Source organism: Variovorax boronicumulans, assembly GCF_009811375.1.
Classification (GTDB): Bacteria; Pseudomonadota; Gammaproteobacteria; order Burkholderiales; family Burkholderiaceae_C; genus Variovorax; species Variovorax boronicumulans.
Window position 1 is genome coordinate 2,366,199 of sequence record NZ_BKDH01000001.1, and the last position, 21,519, is coordinate 2,387,717.

Genomic DNA, 21,519 nt, shown 5'->3' on the forward strand with positions numbered 1-21,519 from the left:
GTGCTCAGGGCTTCGCCACCTTCACGTTCTTGAAGAACACGCTGCCGTCGGGGCTCACCGGAATGTCCAGCTTCGGGGTCGAGGCGAAGTTGAGCACCTGGTCGTGCAGCGCGATGTAGATGCGCTCCTTCTGCACCGTCTGCCAGATGCTTTTGATGGTGGCGTCGCGCTTGGCCTTGTCGCTCTCGGCCGCGAGCGACGCGATCTGCGCGTCGACCTCGGCGTTGCTGTAGCCGGTGGCGTTGGTCGGACCGCGGCCGTCCTTGCCGCGCGTGTGCACCAGGTAGTCGAAGATGTAGGCCGAGTCGTAGGTCGGCACGCCCCAGCCGAACAGATAGAAATCGGTGTCGGCCGAGTTGATGGCCGTGCTGTGCAGCGCGATCGGGCGCGCCGCGACCGTGGTCTTGATGCCGATGCGCCCGAGGAAGCCCGACACCGCCGTGCTGATGGCCTCGTCGTTCACGTAGCGGTCGTTCGGCGTGTGCAGCGTGATCGCAAAGCCATTCGGGTAGCCGGCCTCGGCCAACAGCTTCTTCGCCTGCGCGGCGTTGGCCTTCGGGTAGGCCGCGAAGCCCTTCTCGTAGCCGTGCACGAACGGCGGCGCGATGATGCCCGAGGGATTCGACAGGCCGCGCATCACCGCCGTCTTGATCGCATCGCGGTCGATGGCCAGGCCGATGGCCTCGCGCACCTTCGGATCGGCCAGCGGGTTCTTGCCCTTCACGTCGGCGTACTTGAGCTCCTTCGCGCCCACGTTCAGGCCCAGGAAGATCGAGCGGTTCTCGGGCCCTTCGGTCACGCGCAGGCGCTTGTCGGCCTTGAGCCGGCCCACGTCCTGCGCCGGCAGGTCCTGCACGAAATCGACCTCGCCCGACAGCAGTGCGGCCACGCGCGTGGCGGGCGACTTGATCGGCACGTAGACCAGCTCGGTCACGTCCAACGGAAACTGGCCGCGGCCCCAGTACTGCGGAAACTGCTTGAGCACCGTGCGCGCATCGACCTCGCGCGAGGCCAGCACGTAGGGGCCGGTGCCGTTCTCGTTGCGGGTGGCGAAGTTCTCGGTCTTGCTGGCCACGTCCTGCGACTGCTCGGCCTTGTTCGCCTTCGCCCAGGCCTCGTTGAGGATGAAAAGGTTCGTGAGGTTGTTCGGGAAGATCAGGTTCGGGCCCTTGGTCCTGACCTGCACCGTGAGCGGATCGACCTTCTTCACCTCGGCCACCGACGACAGCAGCGACTTGAGCGCCGAGCTCGGCGCCTGCGCGCGCTGCAGCGAGAACACCACATCGTCGGCCGTGAGCAGCGCGCCGTCATGGAACTTGACGCCGGGACGCAGCTTGAACTCCCACACCGTCGGGTCGGCCGTGAGCTTCCACGAGGTGGCCAGCGCGGGCTGCAGCTTGCTGTCGGCGCCGCGCAGGATCAGCGGTTCGTAGATCTGGTGCAGCAGCCCGAAGTTGGTGCCGGTGTTGACCGCATGCGGGTCGAGCGTGGCGGGGTCGGCGCTGCGTGCCCATCGCACGGTTTCGGCGGCGGCAACAGGCGCCTGCAGCAGGCCGGCGGCCAACAGGGCCGCGGTCAGGAGTGGTCGGAGCATGGAATCCCTCGGGTGTTCTTTGGAAGAGAAGACAGGCGGACGACCGCGCGGGGCGGCGTCGTCCTGTGCCTGTGCGTGAGGGACTGTGCCCTGCCCCGCGCCGTCTCGAAAGAAGGACTCCGCATATGGAAATGCGGTGCCTGCCGCGCAGCGATGAACCGGGCGCTACGCCCTTGCCGCCAGCCGCTTCAATCGCAATCCACCCCACACCGCCAGCAGCACGCTCGCGCCGAACGCCCAACCCGACAGCGCACCGGCCATCGTGCCCGACAGCAGGTTGCCCACCGTGCAGCCCAGCCCGGTCATCGCGCCCCACCCCAGCAGGACGCCGCCGCCCAGGCCACGCACCACCTGCCCCACGCTCGGCCACGCGGGTTTGAACTGGCCGCTTGCGAGCGCCGCAGCCAGCGCGCCGGCCACGAGGCCGCCGACCAGCAACGCGTTGGGCGTCTGCCAGAGGCTTTCGACCACCGCCGTGACGCAGCCGCCGAAGCCGTCGAGCCCGTCCAGGCGCTGCGGCAGCAGGCCGCGCGCGTTGCCGAAGTCGCGCGCGGCGCTGCCGAGTGCGGCTGTCACGCCCAGCGGGCGCAGCCGCAGCACCACGATCACGGCGATCGCGCCGACCGCGAGGCCGCCCCAGGCATACGGCCAGCGCCCATGCAGCAGGCGACGCGCGGCGTCGATGAAGCGGCGCGGCGTGGGCAACGCGACCTCGCCCGCCGGCAGCTTCCGCCAGAGCCAGGCCGCGAGCGCCGCGAGCACCGCCAGCTGCAGCGCGGCCGAGCCTGCATAGCCCAGGTGATGCGGCAGCCACACCACCGGCGCGGTGGCGATGGTGGCGCTGTAGAGCCAGTTCCAGCTAGCGAATCCCAACAAGAACCCTGCGCCGGCACCGAGCAGCGCAAAGGGCGCGGTCGGCGAACCCTCGCCCAGCCGGTACCAGTGCGCGCTGATGCACGAGCCCGACACCACCATGCCCGCGCCGAAGGCCAGTCCCGCGAGCACCAGGGCGACGCTGACCGGCCCGATGTGCGCATCGGGCGGCAGCCGCCCCGGCTGCGGCACGGGCAGCCAGCCGGTCATGACGACGTGCATGCCCACGGTGCCGACCACCAGCGCGGCCACGATGGCCAGCAGGCCGCGTGCGTCGCCGCCTTCGAAGTAGTCGCGCGCATGGCAGTAGAAGCAGAAACGCGAGCGCTGCAGCACCACGCCGAGCACCGCGCCCAGCCCAAGCGCGAAGGCCAGCGCACGGCCGCCGCTGCGCTCGCCGAGCAGGTGCACGCCGGCGGCGACCAGCAACAACACGACGACCGCAGCGGCCAGGCCCGTGCGAGAAAGCGGCGCAGGCGCCGCATGGATTGACGAAGCAGACATGCCCCGGTCCCTCTTTTCTGGGGTCAAAAAAAAGCGAGCCCGAGGGCTCGCCCAATGTCGCTCATCAGAGAGGCCGCGAGGTCCCTCCAACGCCGACTCACCTCGAACTCATCTCACCTCAACTCATTCATTTGGACGCCCACACCGTGCCAGCCGGGTTGTTGACCGGCACGCCGACGGCGTTGCCGTACTCGGTCCACGAGCCGTCGTAGTTGCGCACGTTCTTGTAGCCCAGGATCTTGTGCAGCGCGAACCAGGTGTGGCTCGAGCGTTCGCCGATGCGGCAGTAGGTGATGGCCGGCTTGCTGCCGTCGATGCCCACAGCCGCGTAGATCGCCTTCAGCTCGGCGGCCGATTTGAAGGTGCCGTCTTCGTTCACCGCGCGGCCCCAGGGCACGTTGGCCGCGCCAGGCACGTGGCCCGCGCGCACCGCCAGTTCGGCGGCGCCGGCCGGCGCGAAGATCTTGCCGCTGTATTCGTCGGCCGAGCGGATGTCGACCAGCTTCGCGTCGGAGCGGCCCTCGGCCACGGCCAGCACGTCGGCCAGCCGCGCGCGCAGCTGCGGGTTGGGCTGCGTCACCTTGAAGCGTGTGGCGACGTGCTCGGGCGCGCGGTTGTCGAGCACGCGGTTCTCGGCCTCCCACTTCTTGCGCCCGCCGTCGAGCAGCTTCACGTTCTGCACGCCGTACTGGTCGAACACCCAGGCGCCCCAGGCGGCGAACCAGTTGTTGGTGTCGCCGTAGAGGATCACGGTGGTGTCCTTGTCGACACCGGCCGACGACAGCAGCTTCTCGAACTCGGCCTGGCTCACGATGTCGCGGCGCACGCGGTCGTTGAGGTCGTTGTGCCACGAGAAGTTCACCGCGCCCGGAATGTGGCCGCGTTCGTACAGGCCCGGGTTCACGCTGACCTCGATCACGCGCAGCTTCGGGTTGCGCAGGTTCTTCTCGAGCCAGTCGGTGGAGACCAGCGGACCGCTGCCGTCGGCCGAGGCCTGCGCGAAGGCCGACGGTGCGGTGGCCAGGAAGGTCAGCGTGGCGAGGGACGCGGCGCGCCACCATCTGCTGAAGATCGACATGCGGGACTCCTTGTGTTGAATGGAAGACATCAGAAACAGATCAGAGCGAACTCTAGGCAGGCCACCCGCGTTCACCAACGAAGCGTTTGCGATAAGCGCATGCGCAAAGCGTCTGAGGCTCAGGCGAGTGCGGCCTCTTGATGTGGCAGCTCGGCGCGCACGCGCCAGCCCAGTTCGGGCGCGATGCGCACCGCGAGGTCGTCCAGGATCTGCTCGTAGGCCTCGCTGTCGAAGTTGTAGGGCAGCTCCACGCGCAGCTCGCTCACCAGTGGCAGCACGGGGTCGCGGTGCAGGCGCTCGAGGATCTCGTCGGCGCTGCCGACGAGGTCGCCGGCGAACAGCGTGCGGCGTTCGCCCTGTGGCGACAGCGTGCGCTCGACGCGGCCCGCTGCGAACGCGCGGTAGCGGCGTCGCGTGGCGGCATCGGCGCCGTCGAGCGGCACGATCACGCGGCCCAGCGCGATCCGCCCGCGCCGTGCGCCCGGCACTTCGCTGGCGCGGTAGCGCTCGACCAGGCCGGTCTGCGCCTCGAGGAAGTCGTCGGTGGTCTCGCCGGTAAGCACGTTGCCCAGCAGCAGGTGAAAACCGTTGCGCCCCGCCCATTCGGCCGAGCGCAGCGACCCGCCGCCGTACCAGAGCCGCCCGACGAGGCCGGGCGCATAGGGCTGCACGCGCGAACGCACGCGCCCGCCGGCCGATTCGACCACTGTGTCCTCGTCGCCCAGCAGCACGTCTTCGAGGTTGGCGCGCAGCCGCGCCACGCGCTTGTGCGTGAAGTCGACCGTGGCCAGCGGTGCGTCCTGAAAGCGCCCGCCCAGCAAGGCGCCGTGCGGCGGCGCACCCGCGCTCAGGCCCACCTGCAGGCGACCGCGCGAAAGCACGTCGACGGTGGCCAGGTCTTCGGCGAGGCGGAATGGGTTTTCGTAGCCCATCTGGATCACGGCCGCGCCGAGTTCGATGCGGCGCGTGCGCTGCGTGGCGGCGGCCAGGAAGGTCGGCGCCGACGACACGGCGCGCTCCAGGTGGCGCTGGCGCACCCAGGCGCTGTCGAAGCCGCGCCGCTCGCCGAATTCGAACAGCCGCAGCGCGGCCTCGAGGCCCGCGTGCGGGTCGGCCTCGTCGTAATTGCCGGGCGTGAGAAAACCGATGTGGTGGATGGTCATGGTCGTGTCGCTCGCGGGGTCAGAACTTCGGCAACCCCGGCGGGTTGACCTCCGATTTCGGCAGCGCCTCTTCCGCCAGACGCCAGCGCGCGAGCGCCTTGGCGTAGGTGCCGTTGCGGATCAGGCCGTTGGCCGCGGTGGTCAGCGCCACGGCAAGCCCGCTGCCCTTGCGCGTGGCCACGGCCACGTCCGACTTCAGCGGCCAGCCCGCGTTCACGGTGCCGGCCAGCCGCAGCTGCCCGTTCTTCGCGGCCTCGTAGGCCTGCGGTGCGTTGGGATTGAAGTTGGCGTCGACGCGCTTCGTCGTCACCGCCAGCCAGCGCGTCACATCGTCGTCGTAGTACTGGATCGACACCGGCTTCAGGCCCGCGGCCACGTTCTGCCGGTCCCATTCGAGCAGGATGCGCTCCTGGTTGGTACCCGCGCCGGTCGTGAGCTTCAGGCCCGCCACGTCCTTCGGCTCGCGGATCGACTGGATGGCGCTGTCGGTGCGTACGTAGAAGCCGTGCAGCCCGAGCCGGTAGGTCGAGAAGTCGAACTTCTCCTTGCGCTGCTCGGTCACGCCCACGTTGGAGATCACGGCGTCGTACTTGCCCGAGCTCAGGCCCAGCGGCCAGTCGGCCCAGGCGACGGGCCGCAGTTCCAGCTTCAGGCCCAGCGCCTCGGCGATGAGGTGGGCAAAGTCGGGGTCGAAGCCCACCACCGTCTTCGCGTCGGTGGCGTAGGTGGAGATCGGCGGCGCGAACGGCGCGATGGCGATGGTCAGCACGCCCTCCTTCACGAACTTGAAGCTCGGAGGAATGGCGTTGACGGCCTCGGCGTCCTTGCCGGTGTGCAGGCGGCCCTTCTGCTCGGGGCTGAAGTCGAAGGTGTCGGCGGCGTGCGCCGGCGCGAACGCCATCAGCCCGAGGGCGGCCAGCGCTCCCAGTGTCTTCTTGAGCGACATGGTCCCCTCCCCTCAGTTCTTCGGCAGGCCGGGCGGGTTGGTGCGCGCCACCTCGATCGCCTCCGACGCCAGGTTCCAGCGCGACAACGCCTTGCCGTAGTTGCCGTTCTTGATCTGCGTGTTCAGCGCCAGCGTCACGGCCTCGGCAATGCCCGAGCCCTTGCGCGAGGTGACGGCGATCTCGGCATTGAGCGGCCAGCCGCCCGACACGAGGCCCGCGAGCCGGGTCTTGCCGTCGCGCGCCTCGTAGGCCGCGATGGCATTGGGGCCCACGTACGCGTCGGCGCGGCCCGACTGGATGGCCAGGCGCTGCACCACATCGTCGTCGTAGTACTGGATCTCGATGGGCTTCAGGCCGGCGGCCAGGTTCTGCTTGTTCCAGCGCAGCAGGATCTGCTCCTGGTTCGTGCTGGCGGTCACGATGAGCTTCAGGCCCGCGATGTCCTTCGGCTCCTTGATGGCGCCGAGCTTGCTGTCCGACTTCACGTAGATGCCCAGCTGGTCGTTGCGGTAGGTCGAGAAGTCGAACTTCTCCTTGCGCTCCTCGGTCACGGTCACGTTGGACACCACCACGTCGAACTTGCCCGACTGCAGGCCCAGCGGCCAGTCGGCCCAGGCGGTGGACACCAGCTCCAGCTTGCGCCCCAGGCTGTCGGCCACGAGCTGCGCGATGTCGGGCGCGTTGCCCACGGGGGTCTTGGTGTCGGTGGCGTAGGCCGCGAACGGCAGCCGGCCGGTGGTGGTGCCGACGACGAGCACGCCTTCCTTGAGGAACTTGAAGTCCTTCGCGAGCCGCACGGCCTCGTCGATCTTCTGCGCGCGCGGGCGGCCGGGCTGTTCGGGGCTCAGGTCGGGCGCCGGGGCGGTCTGGGCCGTGGCGGCGATCGGCAGCAAGGCCGCCAGGAGAACGGACAGGAGAAGGCGTCGATGGGTCATGAAAGCGGTCGGTTGGAGAAAGAGAAAAAGGGAAAGAAAACTCAGAGCACCTTGGCCAGGAACTCGGCCGTGCGCGGATGCCTCGGCGCGTTGAACATCTGCTCGGGCGTGCCGGTCTCGAGGATGCGGCCCTGCTCCATGAAGACCACGGTGTCGGCCACCTCGCGGGCAAAACCGATCTCGTGCGTCACGATCAGCAGCGTGGTGCCGGAGCTCGCCAGCTCCTCGATCACCGCGAGCACCTCGCCCACGAGTTCGGGGTCGAGCGCCGAGGTGGGCTCGTCGAACAGCAGCACCTTGGGCTTGAGGGCCAGCGCCCGCGCGATCGCCACGCGCTGCTGCTGGCCGCCCGAGAGCTGGCGCGGGTAGGCGTCCTTGCGGTCGGCCAGGCCGACGCGGGCCAGCAGGTCGGTGGCCAGCGCCTCGGCCTCGGCGCGCGGCAGGCCGCGCACCGACTGCGGCGCCTCGACGATGTTCTCCAGCACCGTGAGGTGCGGGAACAGGTTGAAGTTCTGGAACACCATGCCCACGTCGACGCGGCGCGTGAGGATGTCTTTCTCGTGCAGCTCGTACAGCGTGTCGGCGTCGCGCCGGTAGCCGATGAGCTCGCCGTCGATGGCAATGAAGCCGTCGTCCACGCGCTCCAGGTGGTTGATGGTGCGCAGCAGCGTCGACTTGCCCGAGCCCGACGGCCCGAGGATCACGGTGACGCTGCCGCGCGGCGCGGTGAAGGTCACGTCGTCGAGCACCTGCAGCGCGCCGAAGCGCTTGGACACGCCGTGGATCGTCACCTCGCCGCCCGGGGCGCGCGAGCCGTTCCAGCGCGGCACCTGCGCGGGCGCGGGCGCCGGTGCCGACACGGGCACCACCACCGGCGCCCTGCCCCGCGCCCACAGCCCGTGCACCACGCCGCCCAGCCACGAGCGCGGCGCATGGCGCAGGGCCCCGCGCGAAAAGTGCCGCTCGATGTAGTGCTGCGCCACCGACAGCATCGTGAGGATCACGAGGTACCACACGGTCGCCACCATGAGCAGCGGAATCACTTCCAGGTTGCGCCGGTAGATGATCTGGATCGTGTAGAACAGCTCGGGCAGCGCCAGGATGTAGAGGTTCGAGGTGCCCTTGGCCAGCCCGATGATGTCGTTGAAGGCCGTGGGCAGGATGCTGCGCATGGCCTGCGGCAGCACGATGCGCGAGGCCTGGCGCCGGCGCGAAAGGCCCAGCGCGGCCGCTGCCTCCAGCTGCCCCTGGTCCACCGACAAAATGCCCCCGCGCACGATCTCCGAGGCGAAGGCCGCCTGGTTCAGCGTGAGGCCCAGCAGCGCCGCCACGAAGGGGCTGATGAGCTGCGTGGTCGGGTACGAGAAGAATGTGAGGTCGGTGAACGGCACGCCCAGCGACACGGTCTCGTACAGGTAGCCCAGGTTGTTGATGATCAAGAGCAGCACGATCACCGGCACCGAACGGAAGAGCCAGGTGAACACCCAGGCCAGCCGTGCCAGCAGCGGCGAGCGTGACACCCGCGCCAGCGCCAGCCCCGTGCCGAAGAAGAAGCCCAGCACCGCGCCCAGCGCAGTGAGCAGCAGCGTGCGGCCCAGGCCGGCCAGCACCGGCTCCGAGAAGAACCACTGCGCGAACACCGGCCAGCCCCAGCGTGGGTTGGTGAGCACCGAATGCAGCACGAGGCCGATCACCGCCACCGCGAAGATGGTGCCGACGGTGCGCGCCGGGTAGGTCGCGGGGACGATGCGAAAGTGCGAGTAGTCGCCCTTGGCGGGCGGTGCCGCATCGCTGCGGCGCAGGGGTGCCGTGGGGGTACGAGGCTCCGGGCCGGCGTCGAGCACGGTGGTCGTGTTCATCGCGACACCGCCCCGCTCAGCGCCGCACCCGCGCGGCCTTGCGTGGCCCATTGCGCCAGGTGCTTCTCGAACGGCAGCTTGCGCGGCGTCTCGGGGTCGGCGTCGTCCGTGAAGAGCGCCGTGTAGCCATGGCTGCGGTACAGGCCCACGGCCTCGGGCTGGCGAAAGCCGGTCGTGAGGTAGATGCGCTCGTAGCCCTGGCGCAGCACCTGCGCCTCCAGCTCGGCCAGCACGCGGCTGGCCAGGCCCTGGCGGCGCAGCGCACCGTGCGTCCACACGCGCTTGAGTTCGGCGGTGCGTTCGTCGTGGCGCATGAAGGCGCCGCCGCCGATCGCCACGCCGTCGCGCAGCAGCAGCACGAAGTTGCCATGCGGCGGTGCGAACACCTCGGGCGCGTAGCGGTCGATCTCGCGCGGCGCGCCGGGTTCGCGCAGCACGTCGCCGTAGCGGCTGTCGTACTCGAAGGTGAGCCCCTCGATCAACGGCCGGGCCAACGGGTCCAGCGGCGTGGTGTAGAGAAACTGTTCGCTCATGGGGTGGTTTCCTGGGTGTCGCCGTCGGCGGAAAGAAAGCGCTCGGCCAGCCGGGCCCAGTACACGGCCGCGGGCGCGAGGATCGCGTCGTTGAAGTCGTAGCGCGGGCTGTGCAGCGAGGCGCTCTCGCCGTTGCCGAAGAACACGTAGCTGCCGGGGCGCGCCTGCAGCATGTAGGCGAAGTCTTCGCTGGCCGTGCGCGGGCGGAAGGCCGGATCGACCCGCTGCGCGCCGAAGGTGTCCAGCGCCACAGCGCGCGCAAAGGCGGTTTCTTCCGCGTGATTGACCACCGGCGGAAAGCCCGGCCGGTAGTCGACCTCGGCCTGCGCGCCGAAGCTCTCGGCCTGCGCCCGCGCCAAGGCGGGAATGCGCTGCGCCAGCAGCGCGCGCACCTCGGGCTTGAACGAGCGTGCCGTGAGCTTGAGCTCGACCGTGTTCGGAATCACGTTGGAGGCCTCGCCGCCATGGATGGAACCGACCGTGACCACGCCCATGTCCAGCGGATCGACGTTGCGCGACACCACGGTCTGCAGCGCCGCGATCAGATGCGCGCTCGCGACCACGGGGTCGACCGTCTCGTGCGGCTGCGCGCCGTGGCCGCCCTTGCCGCGCACCGTGATGTGGGCCTGGTCGATGGCCGCCATCGCGGGCCCGGTGACGCAGCCCACGTGCCCTGCCCCCACGCCGGGCCAGTTGTGCAGGCCGAAGACGGCGTCGCACGGGAAGCGCGTGAACAGGCCCTCGTCGATCATCTTCTTCGCACCCGCGCCGAGTTCTTCGGCGGGCTGGAAGATCAGGTGCAGCGTGCCGTGAAAGGCACCCGTCTCGGCCAGGAAGCGCGCTGCCGCGAGCAGGACCGCCGTGTGGCCGTCGTGGCCGCAAGCATGCATCACGCCCGCGTTCTCGCTCGCATACGGCAGGCCCGTGGCCTCCTGGATCGGCAGCGCGTCCATGTCGGCGCGGATGCCGAGGCTGCGCCCCGGCCCGCGCCGCAGCGTGCCCACCACGCCGGTGCCGGCCAGGCCGGTCGTGACCTCGTAGCCCCAGGCCGCGAGCCGCTCGGCCACGAGCGCCGAAGTGCGGTGCTCCTTGAACGACAGCTCGGGGTGCTGGTGAATGTCGCGCCGCAGCGCAATGAATTCGTCGCCGTAGCCGGCAATGGTCGATTCGACGCGGTGGATGTCCTTGAGGGCCGGTCGTGGCAGCGCGGCGCCCATCAGGCGGCCTTGCGCTCGACGGTGGCGCCGCCCTGCGGCGCGGCATGGCGGCTCGCCTTGCGCGGCAGGCCCAGGTGGTCGCGCAGGGTCTGGCCGGGCAGCGTGCGCTGGTAGCGACCGCGCGCCTCCAGCGCCGGAATCACGAATTCGATGAAGTCGTCCAGCCCCTGCCCCAGAACCGGGAAGCCGAGGATGAAGCCGTCGGCCGCGCCCTCGTCCACCCAGCGGATGATCTCGTCGGCGATGCGCTCGCCCGTGCCCACGAACTGCGTACGCGGCGTGGCCACTTCGAGCGCCACCTCGCGCAGCGTCTGGCCCTTGGCCTTGGCATTGGCCTTGATGCGGTCGGTGGTCGAGCGGAAGCTGTTGCGGCCGATCTCGCCCAGCTCGGGAAACGGCGCATCGAGCGGGTACTGGCTGAAGTCGTGGTGGTCGAAGAAGCGGCCCAGGTAGGCCAGCGCCTCTTCGACCGTCAGCAGTGCGCGGATGGCGAGGTACTTCGCCTCGGCCTCCGCCTCGGTGGCAGCGACCACCGGGCCGATGCCCGGGAAGATCTTCACGTCGCCGGCCTGCCGCCCCTGCGCCACCGCGCTGGCCTTGACCTGCTTGAGGAAGGCGCGCGTGTCTTCGAGCGAGGGCGAATGGGTGAACACCGCGTCGGCGTACTTGCCCGCCAGCCCGATGCCCGCGTCCGACGAACCGGCCTGGAAGATCACCGGCTGGCCCTGCGGCGAGCGCTGGATGTTCAGCGGCCCCGCCACCTGGAAGAAGCGGCCCTTGTGGTCCAGCGTGTGCAACTTGTCGCGGTCGAAGAAGCGGCCGCTTTCGCGGTCGCGCACGAAGGCGTCGTCGTCCCAGCTGTCCCACAGGCCCTGCGTCACGGCCAGGTACTCGTCGGCGATCTCGTAGCGCAGCGCGTGCTCGGGATGCGTGCGGCTGTAGTTCTTGGCGCTGCCTTCCAGCGGCGTGGTCACCACATTCCAGCCCGCGCGCCCGCCGCTGATGAGGTCGAGCGAGGCGAACTGCCGCGCCACCGTGAACGGGTCACTGTACGAGCTGGAGATGGTGCCCGCCAGGCCGATCTTCGTGGTGACGGCGGCCAGCGCCGACAGGATCGAGATCGGCTCGAAGCGGTTGAGGAAGTGCGGGATCGACTTCTCGTTGATGTAGAGCCCGTCGGCCACGAACGCGAAAGCGATGCCCGCGGCCTCGGCCTTCTGCGCGCTGCGGATGAAGAAGTCGAGGTTGACGCTGGCGTCGGCCGGGCCGCCCGGGTGCTTCCAGGCATTCATGTGGCTGCCGGCCCCTTGCAGCATGACGCCGAACTGGATGTTGCTCATGACGATCGTTCTTGTGATGGGAAAGGAAAGAAGAAGAAGCTCAGGCCAGCGCAGGTTCGCGGGCCTGCGCCAGCAGCTCGACCGCCGTGGCGCGCGCGGCGAAGTCCGCCACCGGGATGTCGATCACGAACTCCTCGATGCCGTGGCGTGCGCTGAGGGCCTCGAGCGCATCGCGCACCTCGTCGCCGGTGCCGGCGATGACGTGCGGGCGCCGCTCTTCGGTGCGGTAGTCGCTCGCGCCGGCCTGCCGCGCGAACTCGGCGGCGGCTTCGAGGCTGGGCAGGTTCACGCTCTGGCCCGTGGGCAAGGTCACGCGGAAGCTGCGCAGCGCGCCCACGCGCTCGGCAGCCTCGTCGTGCGTTTCGGCGGCAAAAGCGAACAGCGCGAGCAGCGGTGCGCGGCCGGTCGCGCCGCGGTAGGCGTCGATCGATTGCTCGATGTTCACGGGGTCGCCGTTGAAGTGGCCCGCATAGACGAACTGCCAGCCCAGCCGCGCCGCGAGCAGCGCGCTCTCGGGGCTGCCGCCCAGCAGCACGCGCTGCGGCGCCACCGGCGGGAACGGCGTGGCCACGGCGCCGGCCAGCGCATGGTCGGCGGGCACGCCGTCGTGCAGGAAAGCATCGAGCTCGCGCAGGCGCGCTTCGAAATCGAGGGCCTTCGCCTTCGCCGGATCGTGCAGCGATTGCAGCGCCTTGCTGGTCAGTGGCAGGCCGCCCGGCGCCTTGCCGATGCCCAGGTCGACGCGGCCCGGCGCCAGCGAAGCCAGCACCTTGAAGGTCTCCGCCACCTTGAAGGGGCTGTAGTGCTGCAGCATGACGCCGCCGGTGCCGATGCGGATGCGCGAGGTCTTCGCGAGCAGGTGCGAGGCCAGCACCTCGGGCGCCGAACCGGCGTAGGTGCGGTTGCCGTGGTGTTCGGCCAGCCAGTAGCGGCGGTAGCCCAGCCGTTCGGCGCGCCGGGCCAGCGCGATGGTGTGCTGGAACGCCTGCGCGGCGTCGGCACCTTCGGGGATCAGGCTCTTGTCGAGCAGGGAGAGCGAGTAGGACACGGTGTTCGGCGAGGACGCAGTGGAAGCGGGTGTGCTTCAAATTCTGCGAGCCATCGCGCGGGCCGTTTGCGCTGAATTCCTCTATCGATATCTGGAATCTGCGGGGTCGCGTGGCTCACCACGCATACGGAAGAAGTGCCGCCACGGCCGTGGCGTGCAGCCGCCTGCGCACGCGCAGCGGCACATGGCCATGCGGCGCACGGCGTGCCACTTCATGCGGCGACGCCGGCGCGATGCACCAGGCGATGGCGGTCAGCGCGAGGACGTGGCGGGCCTGTGCGGCCGGGGACGAAGAAGCGACGGTGTGCAGTGGCATGGCGGGCGGTTTCCCTGGTTCGATGCCGCCGATTCTGCGAAGCGCACCCGCCGTTGCCAAAGACGGATTGCGAATGTCCTGATGCGTTTTGCATCGCATCCGCGCGCTCAAAGGTGTTGCCCCGCCCCCCATGCGATGGCTACGATGGGCACGCAACCACCCAAGGAGCAGCCGCCATGTCGAACCATGTCTACAAGTCGCTCGAGCTGACGGGCTCGTCCAAGACCAGCATCGAGGACGCGGTGCAGACCGCCATCGCGAAGGCGCACGAGACGGTGCGCAACATCCAGTGGTTCACCGTCACCGAGACACGCGGCCACGTGGTCGACGGCAAGGTCGCGCACTGGCAGGTGACGGTGAAGATCGGCTTCACGCTCGAGTAGCCGCAGCGCGGCCCCGGCCGCTCGCTCAGGCGCTGCGCAACGCCGACGTGCCGTCGTAGATATAGCGGCGCGACCATGGCAGCGTGCTCGCCGCCCTGCCCGCCTTGCGCCCGACGATCTGGTAGATCGCCACGTCGTCGTTCTCGAAGGCGTAGGCGCAGCCCGCAAGGTAGATGCGCCAGATGCGGAACTTCTCTTCGTCGACGAGCGCGCGCGCCTCGTCGGCACGGGCCTCGTAGGCGTCGCTCCAGTGGCGCAGCGTCTGCGCGTAATGGCGGCGCAGGTTCTCCACGTCGAAGGCTTCGAGCCCGCCCTGCTGCATGGCCTGCAGCGCCAGGCTGATGTGCGGCAGCTCGCCGTTGGGGAACACGTAGCGGTCGATGAAGTCGCCGCCGCCGTACGACACGCCGCCGCCCTCGGGGTCGGACGAGGTGATGCCGTGGTTCATGACGATGCCGTCGTCGGCCAGCAGCTGTTGCACGCGCTTGAAGTACTCGGGCAGGTTCTTGCGGCCCACATGCTCGAACATGCCGACGCTGGTGATGCGGTCGAACTGGCCGGTCACGTCGCGGTAGTCCTGCAGGCGGATCTCGATGCGGTCTTGCAGGCCGGCCGCCTTCACGCGTTCGGTCGCCAGGTCGAACTGGTTCTGCGACAGCGTGACGCCCACGCAGCGCGCGCCGAACTTCTGCGCCGCGCGGATCACCAGCGCGCCCCAGCCGCAGCCGATGTCGAGCAGCGTCTGCCCGGGCTGGAGTTCGATCTTGGTGAGGATGTGGTCGATTTTCTTCAGCTGCGCGGTGGCCAGGTCTTCGTCGCCGTTCTCGAAGTAGGCGCACGAATAGACCATGTTCGCGTCGAGCCAGAGTTGGTAGAACGCGTTCGACACGTCGTAGTGGTACTCGATCGATTTCTTGTCCGACGACTTGGTGTGCGCGAAGTAGCGCGCCATGCTTTGCAGCGCGCCGCCGGGCTTGTCGAGCGAGGTTTTCGCCAGGCCGTAGGCGATGTCGATCACGTCGCTGAGCTTGCCTTCGATGTCGATCTTGCTCTTGACGTAGGCCTCGCCCAGGTTGTCGAGCGTGGGCTGCAGCATCAGCGACAGCGCCGCGGGCGATTTCACGTGCAGCGTGACCGCCGGTCCGCTGAAGTCACCGAAGTCGTAGGACTGGCCGTCCCACAAGGTGAGCCGCGCGGGCAGGTTGGCCCGTGCGCGGACCGCGGCGCTCCACTGCGCCAGCTTCTTTTCCCAAAGCATGCATCTCTCCGAGTTGTTGAGTAGTCCCGCCTCCACGGGCGGACGGGTGCTGCAGCGAACAAAACGATAGCGAGAATTTGCGAAACCTGCATTTCCACGACGACGCAAGAAATCGCGGCAGGTGCTATGTTGAAAGACCCCTCGCGCGGGGCCCTGGGCGGCCTACGCGGCTTCCATCGAGGTCGCGTCGTTGCCGGCCTCGCCGAGCCAGCGGCGCTTGTCGCGCAGCGGCGGCGCGCCGAACATGCGGCCGTATTCGCGCGCGAACTGCGAGGGGCTTTCGTAGCCCACGTTGTGCGCGGCGCTGGCCACGTCGGTGCCGGCGATCAGCATCTGGCGGCGCGCCTCCTGCAGGCGCAGCTGCTTCTGGTACTGCAGCGGGCTCATCGCCGTCACGGCCTTGAAGTGGTGGTGGAACGACGACACGCTCATATGCACCGCGCGCGCCATGTCTTCCACGCGCAGCGACTGCGCGTAGTTCGTGCGCAGCGCGCTGATGGCTTTGGCGATGCGCTGCGTGTGGCTGTCGTGCAGCGCGATCTGGCGCAGCCGCGCGCCCTCGCCGTTCACCAGCAGCCGGTACATGATCTCGCGCTTGATGAGCGGCGCCATGATCGGAATGTCTTCGGGCGTGTCGAGCAGCCGCAGCAGGCGCAGCACGGGCTCCAGCACCGGCATGGCGATGCGGTTCACATACAGGCCGCGCGAGGCCGGGGCGTTGGCCTTGGCGGGCAGTTTCTCGTCGCCGATGAGGTCGCCGATTTCATCGAGCGCCAGCTCCAGCCGCACGCCCAGGTAGGGCTCGTTCTCGCTGGTCACGCACACCTGGCCGCACACCGGCAGGTCGACCGAGGTGACGAGGTAGTTCATGGGGTCGTACACGTAGATGTCGTCGCCCACGATGATCCGCTTGGAGCCCTGCGCAATGAGGCCCAGCGCCGGCGTCGCGAAGCCGTGCTTGGGGCCGTCGGGCTTGCTGATGCAGTGCACCTGCAGGCCGGGCACGGCGCATTCGACCGTGCCGTCCTGCCCGCGCGTGATGTGGCGGATGAGCTGCACCAGCTCTTCGCGGGCGGCATCGAGTTCGGGTTCCAGCGGCATCGGCATGGCGAGAACGGTGGCGGTGTCGGGGGTTTCATCAGACATGGGTAGGCCTCTGACAAAGGGGAGCGGCCGCGGTGGCGGCCATGGAGGATTGGGCTGCCCGCAGCTTAGCGTCGCATCCTCCTCTCTGCACCGCCCCGGCGCGAGGTCTGGAGAAATAGGCAAAGACTTTGCAGAAACGCGCTCGCCCGTCGGGGCGCGCCGGCGGGATACTTTTTCGCACCCGCCGGCCATTCGTCAAGCCGGACGGCCCCTCCCCACCCAAAGGACAACTTTCGATGCAATACCGCCAATTCGGCCGCACCGGCCTCCTGGTTTCCGAACTCTGCCTCGGCACGATGACCTTCGGCGGCGCGCCGGGCATCTGGGACCACATCGGCCAGCTGCAGCAAGGCGAGGCCGAAGGCCTCATCGGCCGCTCGCTCGACGCCGGCATCAATTTCATCGACACGGCCGACGTCTACTCCGAAGGCCTGTCCGAGACCATCACCGGCCAGGCGCTGAAGAACCTGAAGGTGCCGCGCGACCGCGTGGTGGTCGCCACCAAGGTGCTGGGCGAAACCGGCAGCAAGGGCGTGAACTCGGCCGGCGCCTCGCGCTACCACATCATGGACGGCGTGAAGGCCAGCCTGAAGCGGCTGCAACTGGACCACATCGACCTGTACCAGATCCACGGCATCGACCCGATCACGCCCATCGAGGAAACGGTGCGCGCGCTCGACGACCTCGTGCGCCAGGGCCACGTGCGCTACGTAGGCGTGTCGAACTGGGCCGCGTGGCAGATCGCCAAGGCGCTGGGCATCGCCGAGCGCGACCGGCTGGCGCGCTTCGAGTCGCTGCAGGCCTACTACACCGTGGCCGGGCGCGACCTGGAGCGCGAGCTGGTGCCGATGCTGCGCAGCGAACAGCTCGGCCTGATGGTCTGGAGCCCGCTGGCCGGCGGCCTGCTCAGCGGCAAGGTCGACCGCCACACCGCCACCGCGCAAGGCAGCCGCCGCGCGAGCTTCGACTTTCCGCCGGTGAACGTGGAGCGCGCCTACGACTGCATCGACCTCATGCGCCAGTTCGCCGAGCCGCGCGGCGTGTCGGTGGCGCAGATCGCGCTGGCCTGGCTGCTGCACCAGCCGGTGGTGACCAGCGTGATCGTCGGCGCCAAGCGCATCGACCAGCTCGACGACAACATCGCCGCCACCGAGGTGCGGCTCACGGCCGACGAACTCGCGGCGATCGACAAGGCCAGCGCGCTGGCGCCCGAGTACCCGGGCTGGATGCTCGCGCGCCAGGGCGGCGTGCGCGCCCAGCGGCTGGCCGATTCAGGCCGTCGCGGCTGACACGAGCGGGGCCTCGGTGCGACGCGCGGCATGGGCCGCGCTGGCGCGCAGTGCGCGCAGGTCGAGGTGTTCGGCGGCCTGCGCCGCCGAGGGCTCTGCCAGGTGCGGCACCACGCCCAGCAGCGGCGCACCGAGCCGGGCGCGCAGCGTCTGCAGGTTGCCTTCGGGCGAGAGCATCTGCGGCTCGACCACGCTCGCGACCCAGCCGGCCAGCACCAGCCCGCGCGCACGGATCGCCTCGGCCGTGAGCAGCGCGTGGTTGAGGCAGCCCAGCCGCAGCCCGACCACGAGGATCACGGGCAGGCCCAGCGCCACCGCGAGGTCGGCCGTGTCCAGGTCGTCGCCCAGCGGCACGCAGAAGCCGCCCACGCCCTCCACCACCACCGCATCGGCCTGCGCCGACAGCCGCTCGAAGGCATCGAGCAGCACGGGCAGCGCGACCTGCACGCCCTCTTCCCGCGCCGCCAGGTGCGGCGACATCGGCGCCTTCAGCACGTAGGGGCAGCGCCAGGCCAGCGGCGCGGCGACGTTGCCGGCCGCCTGCAGGCGCTCGACGTCTTCGTTGCGCCATTCGCCGTCGATGGCATCGAGCCCCGCCGCCACCGGTTTCATGCCGACCGCGCGCAGGCCCGAGGCGGCCAGCAGCGCGAGCATGGCGCTGCTCACCAGCGTCTTGCCCACGCCGGTGTCGGTGCCGGTGACGAACCAGCGCCGCTGTGTGGCTGCCGCCGCCGTCGTCATGCGGCCTCCGGCCACGGTTCGGCCAGGGCCTCGCCCAGCGCACCGATGAGCCGCGCCACGTCGGCTTCGGTGTGGCTGGCCGACAGCGCGATGCGCAGCCGCGCGGTGCCGGCAGGCACCGTGGGCGGGCGGATCGCGCCCACGCGCAGGCCGTGCGCGTCGAGCCGCTCCATGGTCTGCATGGCGCGCGCGTTGTCGCCCACGATGAGCGGCTGGATCGCGGTCGGCGAATCGGCCAGCCAGGCGCTGCCGTCGGCCGGCAGCACCTGCTTGAGGCCGTTTCGAAGCTGGGTGATGCGGGCGCGCAGCTGCGCGCGGCGGCGCATGCCCTCCTCGCCCTCGATGAGCGCCAGGCTGGTGAGCAGCGCATGCGCCACCGCCGGCGGCGCGGCCGTGGTGAAGATGTAGGGCCGCGCGCGCTGCACCAGGAAGTCGATCACCGTGCGGTGCGCCGCCACGAAGGCGCCCGACACGCCGGCCGCCTTGCCCAGCGTGCCGATGAGCACCAGACGCTCGGAGCGCAGCGCCAGCGCCTGCAGCGCGCCGCGCCCGGTGGCGCCGAGCACGCCGAAGCCGTGTGCGTCGTCGATCACCAGCCAGGCGTCGTGCTGCTCGGCCAGCGCCAGCAGGCCCGCCACGGGGGCGATGTGGCCGTCCATGCTGAAGACGGCGTCGCTCACGATGATCTTGACCGGCGCGTCGCAGGCGGCCAGCTGCGCGTCGAGCGCCTGCAGGTCGCAGTGCGGGTAGCGTTCCACGCGGGCGCGGGCCAGCCGCGCGCCGTCGATCAGCGAGGCGTGGTTCAGCGTCTCCGAGAAGATCACCGCCTCGCCGTCGCCCAGCGCCGACAGCACCGCCAGGTTGGCCATGTAGCCGGTGCAGAAGAACAGGCTGCGCGCATCGGGAATGTGCGGCGCCATCCATTCGCCCAGCCGCTCCTCGAGCTGCGCATGGGCGCGCGAGTGGCCCAGGATGAGGTGCGAGCCGCCGCTGCCCGTGCCGTAGCGCGCCGCGCCTTCGGCCAGCGCCTCGGCCAGCGCGGGGTGCGCGGCCAGGCCCAGGTAGTCGTTGCTGCTGAAGCCGAGCACGGTGCGCGGCGCGGCGGCGCCGGCCAGCGTGAGGATCTGCTCGGGCGCGCAGGCGGTCTCGGCGATCTGCCGGCGGCGGCGCAGCGAGCGTGCGTCGAGCGCGGTGATCTCGTCCTGCAGGCGTTCAAGCAAGCGCAGCATCGCGGGCTCCTTCGTCGGCGATGGCGCCGGATGCGGGGGTGACAGCTTTCAGCGTCGCGAGCGTGCCGTCCACCAGTTGATCGATCTCGTCGTCCGCAATGGCGTACGGCGGCATCAGGTACACGGTCGCGCCGATGGGCCGCATCAGCAGGCCGTGGTCGCGCGCCGCGAGATGGAAGCGCTCGGCAAAGCGCGCGCCGGGCTCGCGCACGTCGAAGGCCGTGATCATTCCGCGCTGGCGCAGGTGGTCGATCGGCTGGCCGGCGAGCCCTTCGCGCAGCCGCGCCAGCAGGCGCGCGGCGCGGTTCTTGTTGCGGTTCAGCGCGTCTTCCTGCTCGAACAGATCGAGCGTGGCGAGCGCCGCGCGGCAGGCCAGCGCGTTGCCGGTGTAGGAATGCGAATGCAAAAAGCTGCGCGCGGCGTCGTCGTCGACGAAGCCCTGGTAGATGGCCTCGCGCGTCATCACCAGCGCCAGCGGCAGGTAGCCGCCGCTGATGCCCTTCGACAGGCATAGGAAGTCGGGCCAGATGCCGGCCTGCTCGCAGGCGAAGAAGGTGCCGGTGCGCCCGCAGCCGACCGCGATCTCGTCGGCGATCAGGTGCACGCCGAAGCAGTCGCACAGCGCGCGCACGCGGCGCAGGTAGGCCGGGTCGTGCATCGCCATGCCGGTGGCGCACTGCACCAGCGGCTCGACGATCACGGCGGCGATGCTGTCGTGCTGCGCAGCCAGGAGCGTCTCCAGTTCGTCGGCGGCGCGGTTCGCCACCGCGGCGGCGTCTTCACCGAGCCGGGCGGCGCGCGCATCGGGCGAGGCCACGAGGTGCGCGCTGGCGAGCAGCGGCGCGTAGGCGTCGCGGAACACGGGCACGTCGGTGACGTGCAGCGCGCCCAGCGTCTCGCCGTGGTAGCCGCCGCGCAGCGCCACGAAGCGGCGCTTGCCGGCGCGGCCCGCGTTGCGCCAGGCGTGGAAGCTCATCTTGAGCGCGATCTCCACCGCCGAGGCGCCGTCGGAGGCATAGAAGCAATGGCCCAGCGCATGGCCCGTGAGCGCCGCCAGCCGCTCGGCCAACTCGACCGCCGGCGCGTGCGTGCAGCCGGCGAGCATCACGTGCGGCAGCGTGTCCAGCTGCGCCTTGAGCGCGGCGTTGATCGCCGGATGCGCGTGGCCGAACAGGTTGACCCACCACGAGCTGGTGGCGTCGAGGTAGCGCCGGCCTTCGTGGTCGGTCAGCCAGACGCCCTCGCCGCGCGCGATGGGCAGCGGCGGCGCCACGTCGAGGCGGATGCTCTGGGTGCAGGGGTGCCAGACATGGCGGCGGCTGCGCTGTTGCCAGTCGGCGTTGGCACCGGCATGGGCACCTGCGGCGGCTGGCGCGGTCGTGGGGGAGAAAACGTTCGAGGGAGGCACCCGCGCGTTCCTTTCTGGAGGGCAAGGCGGCGGATCGTATCGACGCGAACGCGCCCCGGCAAACGCCCGGAACGCGTGCAAAAAGAAGGCGGAATGACCGAGGTTGGCCGGTGTAGCGCGTGCGTTCAGGGCAACGTCGCGCAAGCTGGCGACTTCGTGCGGGGCCGCGCCGGCGCAGGGCCGATGCAAGTTGTCCGGCTGCCGTCACAGATGGCGAAGGAATGTCCGCTTTTCAGGGTGTGCGGTGGGTGGACTCCGATTTTCGGACAGAAGATATGGCTGGTATTCGCAACCGGCTTCAGCCGCGCTTCTCGGCGTTGCGCTTGCGCGTGGCGGCGCCCCTCTTCGCGGAGGCCGAACGTTCGGCGGCGGTGCGGTTCGCCGCTGCGGCGCCACCGAGGCGACCACCCTTGCGCGAGGGCCCGTGGTTCTCGGCCTTGCCGCGGCCCGCACCGCTCTTCTTGCCACCGCCGGTCTCGGCATTCACCGTGGCCCAGGCACGGCGCTCGGCCTCGCCCTTGGCCACGCCGCGGTGCTCGTAGCCTGCCTCGATGTGCTCGGCCTTGCGTTTCTGCTTGTCCGTGTAGGACGACTTGTCGCCTCTTGGCATGTCTGCGCTCCTTCAATCAAATGGGATGAAAGAAGCCTTCATGCTGGC

At 69.9% G+C, this 21,519-nt stretch carries 20 protein-coding genes; 2 read left to right on the forward strand and 18 right to left on the reverse strand.

Features of this window, described 5'->3' with window-relative positions; all coding sequences use genetic code 11:
* Positions 1–4: 4 nt before the first annotated feature.
* The 12 genes from VHAB30_RS10795 to VHAB30_RS10850 form a co-directional block, all read right to left on the reverse strand.
* The gene (locus tag VHAB30_RS10795) at positions 5–1,594 is read right to left on the reverse strand and encodes an ABC transporter substrate-binding protein (protein WP_159277037.1); all 1,590 of its coding nucleotides are present in this window, start codon (positions 1,592–1,594) and stop codon (positions 5–7) included.
* Positions 1,595–1,759: 165 nt separating this feature from the next.
* Positions 1,760–2,971 carry a YeeE/YedE thiosulfate transporter family protein gene (locus VHAB30_RS10800; protein ID WP_159277038.1) on the reverse strand — a complete coding sequence of 404 codons (1,212 nt, stop codon included), beginning with the start codon at positions 2,969–2,971 and terminating at the stop codon, positions 1,760–1,762.
* Between the two features lie 127 nt (positions 2,972–3,098).
* Positions 3,099–4,049, reverse strand: coding sequence for a sulfurtransferase (locus VHAB30_RS10805; RefSeq protein ID WP_174250219.1), 951 nt, complete (start codon positions 4,047–4,049; stop codon positions 3,099–3,101).
* A 119-nt stretch (positions 4,050–4,168) separates the two neighbouring features.
* Complete coding sequence (locus tag VHAB30_RS10810; RefSeq protein WP_159277039.1) at positions 4,169–5,212, reverse strand: LLM class flavin-dependent oxidoreductase; 1,044 nt, start codon at positions 5,210–5,212, stop codon at positions 4,169–4,171.
* Positions 5,213–5,231: 19 nt separating this feature from the next.
* Positions 5,232–6,158 (reverse strand): ABC transporter substrate-binding protein, encoded by a 927-nt coding sequence (locus tag VHAB30_RS10815; RefSeq protein WP_159277040.1) that lies wholly within the window; start codon positions 6,156–6,158, stop codon positions 5,232–5,234.
* Positions 6,159–6,170: 12 nt separating this feature from the next.
* Positions 6,171–7,094, reverse strand: a complete 924-nt coding sequence (locus VHAB30_RS10820; RefSeq protein WP_159271873.1) for an ABC transporter substrate-binding protein — start codon at positions 7,092–7,094, stop codon at positions 6,171–6,173.
* A gap of 41 nt (positions 7,095–7,135) precedes the next feature.
* Positions 7,136–8,953 (reverse strand): amino acid ABC transporter permease/ATP-binding protein, encoded by a 1,818-nt coding sequence (locus VHAB30_RS31290; protein WP_159277041.1) that lies wholly within the window; start codon positions 8,951–8,953, stop codon positions 7,136–7,138.
* Positions 8,950–9,486 (reverse strand): GNAT family N-acetyltransferase, encoded by a 537-nt coding sequence (locus tag VHAB30_RS10830; protein ID WP_159277042.1) that lies wholly within the window; start codon positions 9,484–9,486, stop codon positions 8,950–8,952. Before VHAB30_RS10830 ends, VHAB30_RS31290 begins: the two co-directional genes overlap by 4 nt.
* Positions 9,483–10,703 (reverse strand): M20 aminoacylase family protein, encoded by a 1,221-nt coding sequence (locus VHAB30_RS10835; protein ID WP_159277043.1) that lies wholly within the window; start codon positions 10,701–10,703, stop codon positions 9,483–9,485. Before VHAB30_RS10835 ends, VHAB30_RS10830 begins: the two co-directional genes overlap by 4 nt.
* Positions 10,703–12,043: an LLM class flavin-dependent oxidoreductase gene (locus VHAB30_RS10840; RefSeq protein ID WP_390903978.1), complete on the reverse strand. Its 1,341-nt coding sequence runs from the start codon at positions 12,041–12,043 to the stop codon at positions 10,703–10,705. Before VHAB30_RS10840 ends, VHAB30_RS10835 begins: the two co-directional genes overlap by 1 nt.
* Before the next feature lie 40 nt (positions 12,044–12,083).
* Positions 12,084–13,091, reverse strand: a complete 1,008-nt coding sequence (locus VHAB30_RS10845; protein ID WP_159277044.1) for an LLM class flavin-dependent oxidoreductase — start codon at positions 13,089–13,091, stop codon at positions 12,084–12,086.
* A 115-nt stretch (positions 13,092–13,206) separates the two neighbouring features.
* The gene (locus tag VHAB30_RS10850) at positions 13,207–13,407 is read right to left on the reverse strand and encodes a hypothetical protein (RefSeq protein ID WP_062482175.1); all 201 of its coding nucleotides are present in this window, start codon (positions 13,405–13,407) and stop codon (positions 13,207–13,209) included.
* Positions 13,408–13,583: 176 nt separating this feature from the next.
* On the opposite strand from VHAB30_RS10850, the gene VHAB30_RS10855 reads away from it, so the two are divergent.
* Positions 13,584–13,790: a dodecin gene (locus VHAB30_RS10855; RefSeq protein WP_062482179.1), complete on the forward strand. Its 207-nt coding sequence runs from the start codon at positions 13,584–13,586 to the stop codon at positions 13,788–13,790.
* A gap of 25 nt (positions 13,791–13,815) precedes the next feature.
* Here the strand turns inward: VHAB30_RS10855 and VHAB30_RS10860 are convergent, their stop codons facing one another.
* Positions 13,816–15,048 (reverse strand): SAM-dependent methyltransferase, encoded by a 1,233-nt coding sequence (locus VHAB30_RS10860; RefSeq protein WP_159277045.1) that lies wholly within the window; start codon positions 15,046–15,048, stop codon positions 13,816–13,818.
* Positions 15,049–15,210: 162 nt separating this feature from the next.
* Complete coding sequence (locus tag VHAB30_RS10865; protein ID WP_159277046.1) at positions 15,211–16,194, reverse strand: AraC family transcriptional regulator; 984 nt, start codon at positions 16,192–16,194, stop codon at positions 15,211–15,213.
* Positions 16,195–16,430: 236 nt separating this feature from the next.
* Between VHAB30_RS10865 and VHAB30_RS10870 the strand changes: the two genes are divergently transcribed.
* The gene (locus tag VHAB30_RS10870; protein WP_139706342.1) at positions 16,431–17,483 is read left to right on the forward strand and encodes an aldo/keto reductase; all 1,053 of its coding nucleotides are present in this window, start codon (positions 16,431–16,433) and stop codon (positions 17,481–17,483) included.
* On the opposite strand, the gene bioD is transcribed toward VHAB30_RS10870, so the two are convergent.
* The 4 genes from bioD to VHAB30_RS10890 all read right to left on the reverse strand — a co-directional run bounded on the left by bioD (position 17,466) and on the right by VHAB30_RS10890 (position 21,471).
* Positions 17,466–18,224, reverse strand: coding sequence for a dethiobiotin synthase (gene bioD / locus VHAB30_RS10875; protein WP_144004395.1), 759 nt, complete (start codon positions 18,222–18,224; stop codon positions 17,466–17,468). The genes VHAB30_RS10870 and bioD overlap by 18 nt on opposite strands.
* Positions 18,221–19,453 (reverse strand): 8-amino-7-oxononanoate synthase, encoded by a 1,233-nt coding sequence (gene bioF, locus VHAB30_RS10880; protein ID WP_159277047.1) that lies wholly within the window; start codon positions 19,451–19,453, stop codon positions 18,221–18,223. The genes bioD and bioF overlap by 4 nt, the downstream gene beginning before the upstream one ends.
* Positions 19,437–20,861, reverse strand: a complete 1,425-nt coding sequence (locus tag VHAB30_RS10885; RefSeq protein ID WP_159277048.1) for an adenosylmethionine--8-amino-7-oxononanoate transaminase — start codon at positions 20,859–20,861, stop codon at positions 19,437–19,439. Before VHAB30_RS10885 ends, bioF begins: the two co-directional genes overlap by 17 nt.
* A 298-nt stretch (positions 20,862–21,159) precedes the next feature.
* Positions 21,160–21,471, reverse strand: a complete 312-nt coding sequence (locus VHAB30_RS10890) for a plasmid stabilization protein (RefSeq protein ID WP_159277049.1) — start codon at positions 21,469–21,471, stop codon at positions 21,160–21,162.
* Positions 21,472–21,519 lie beyond the last annotated feature (48 nt).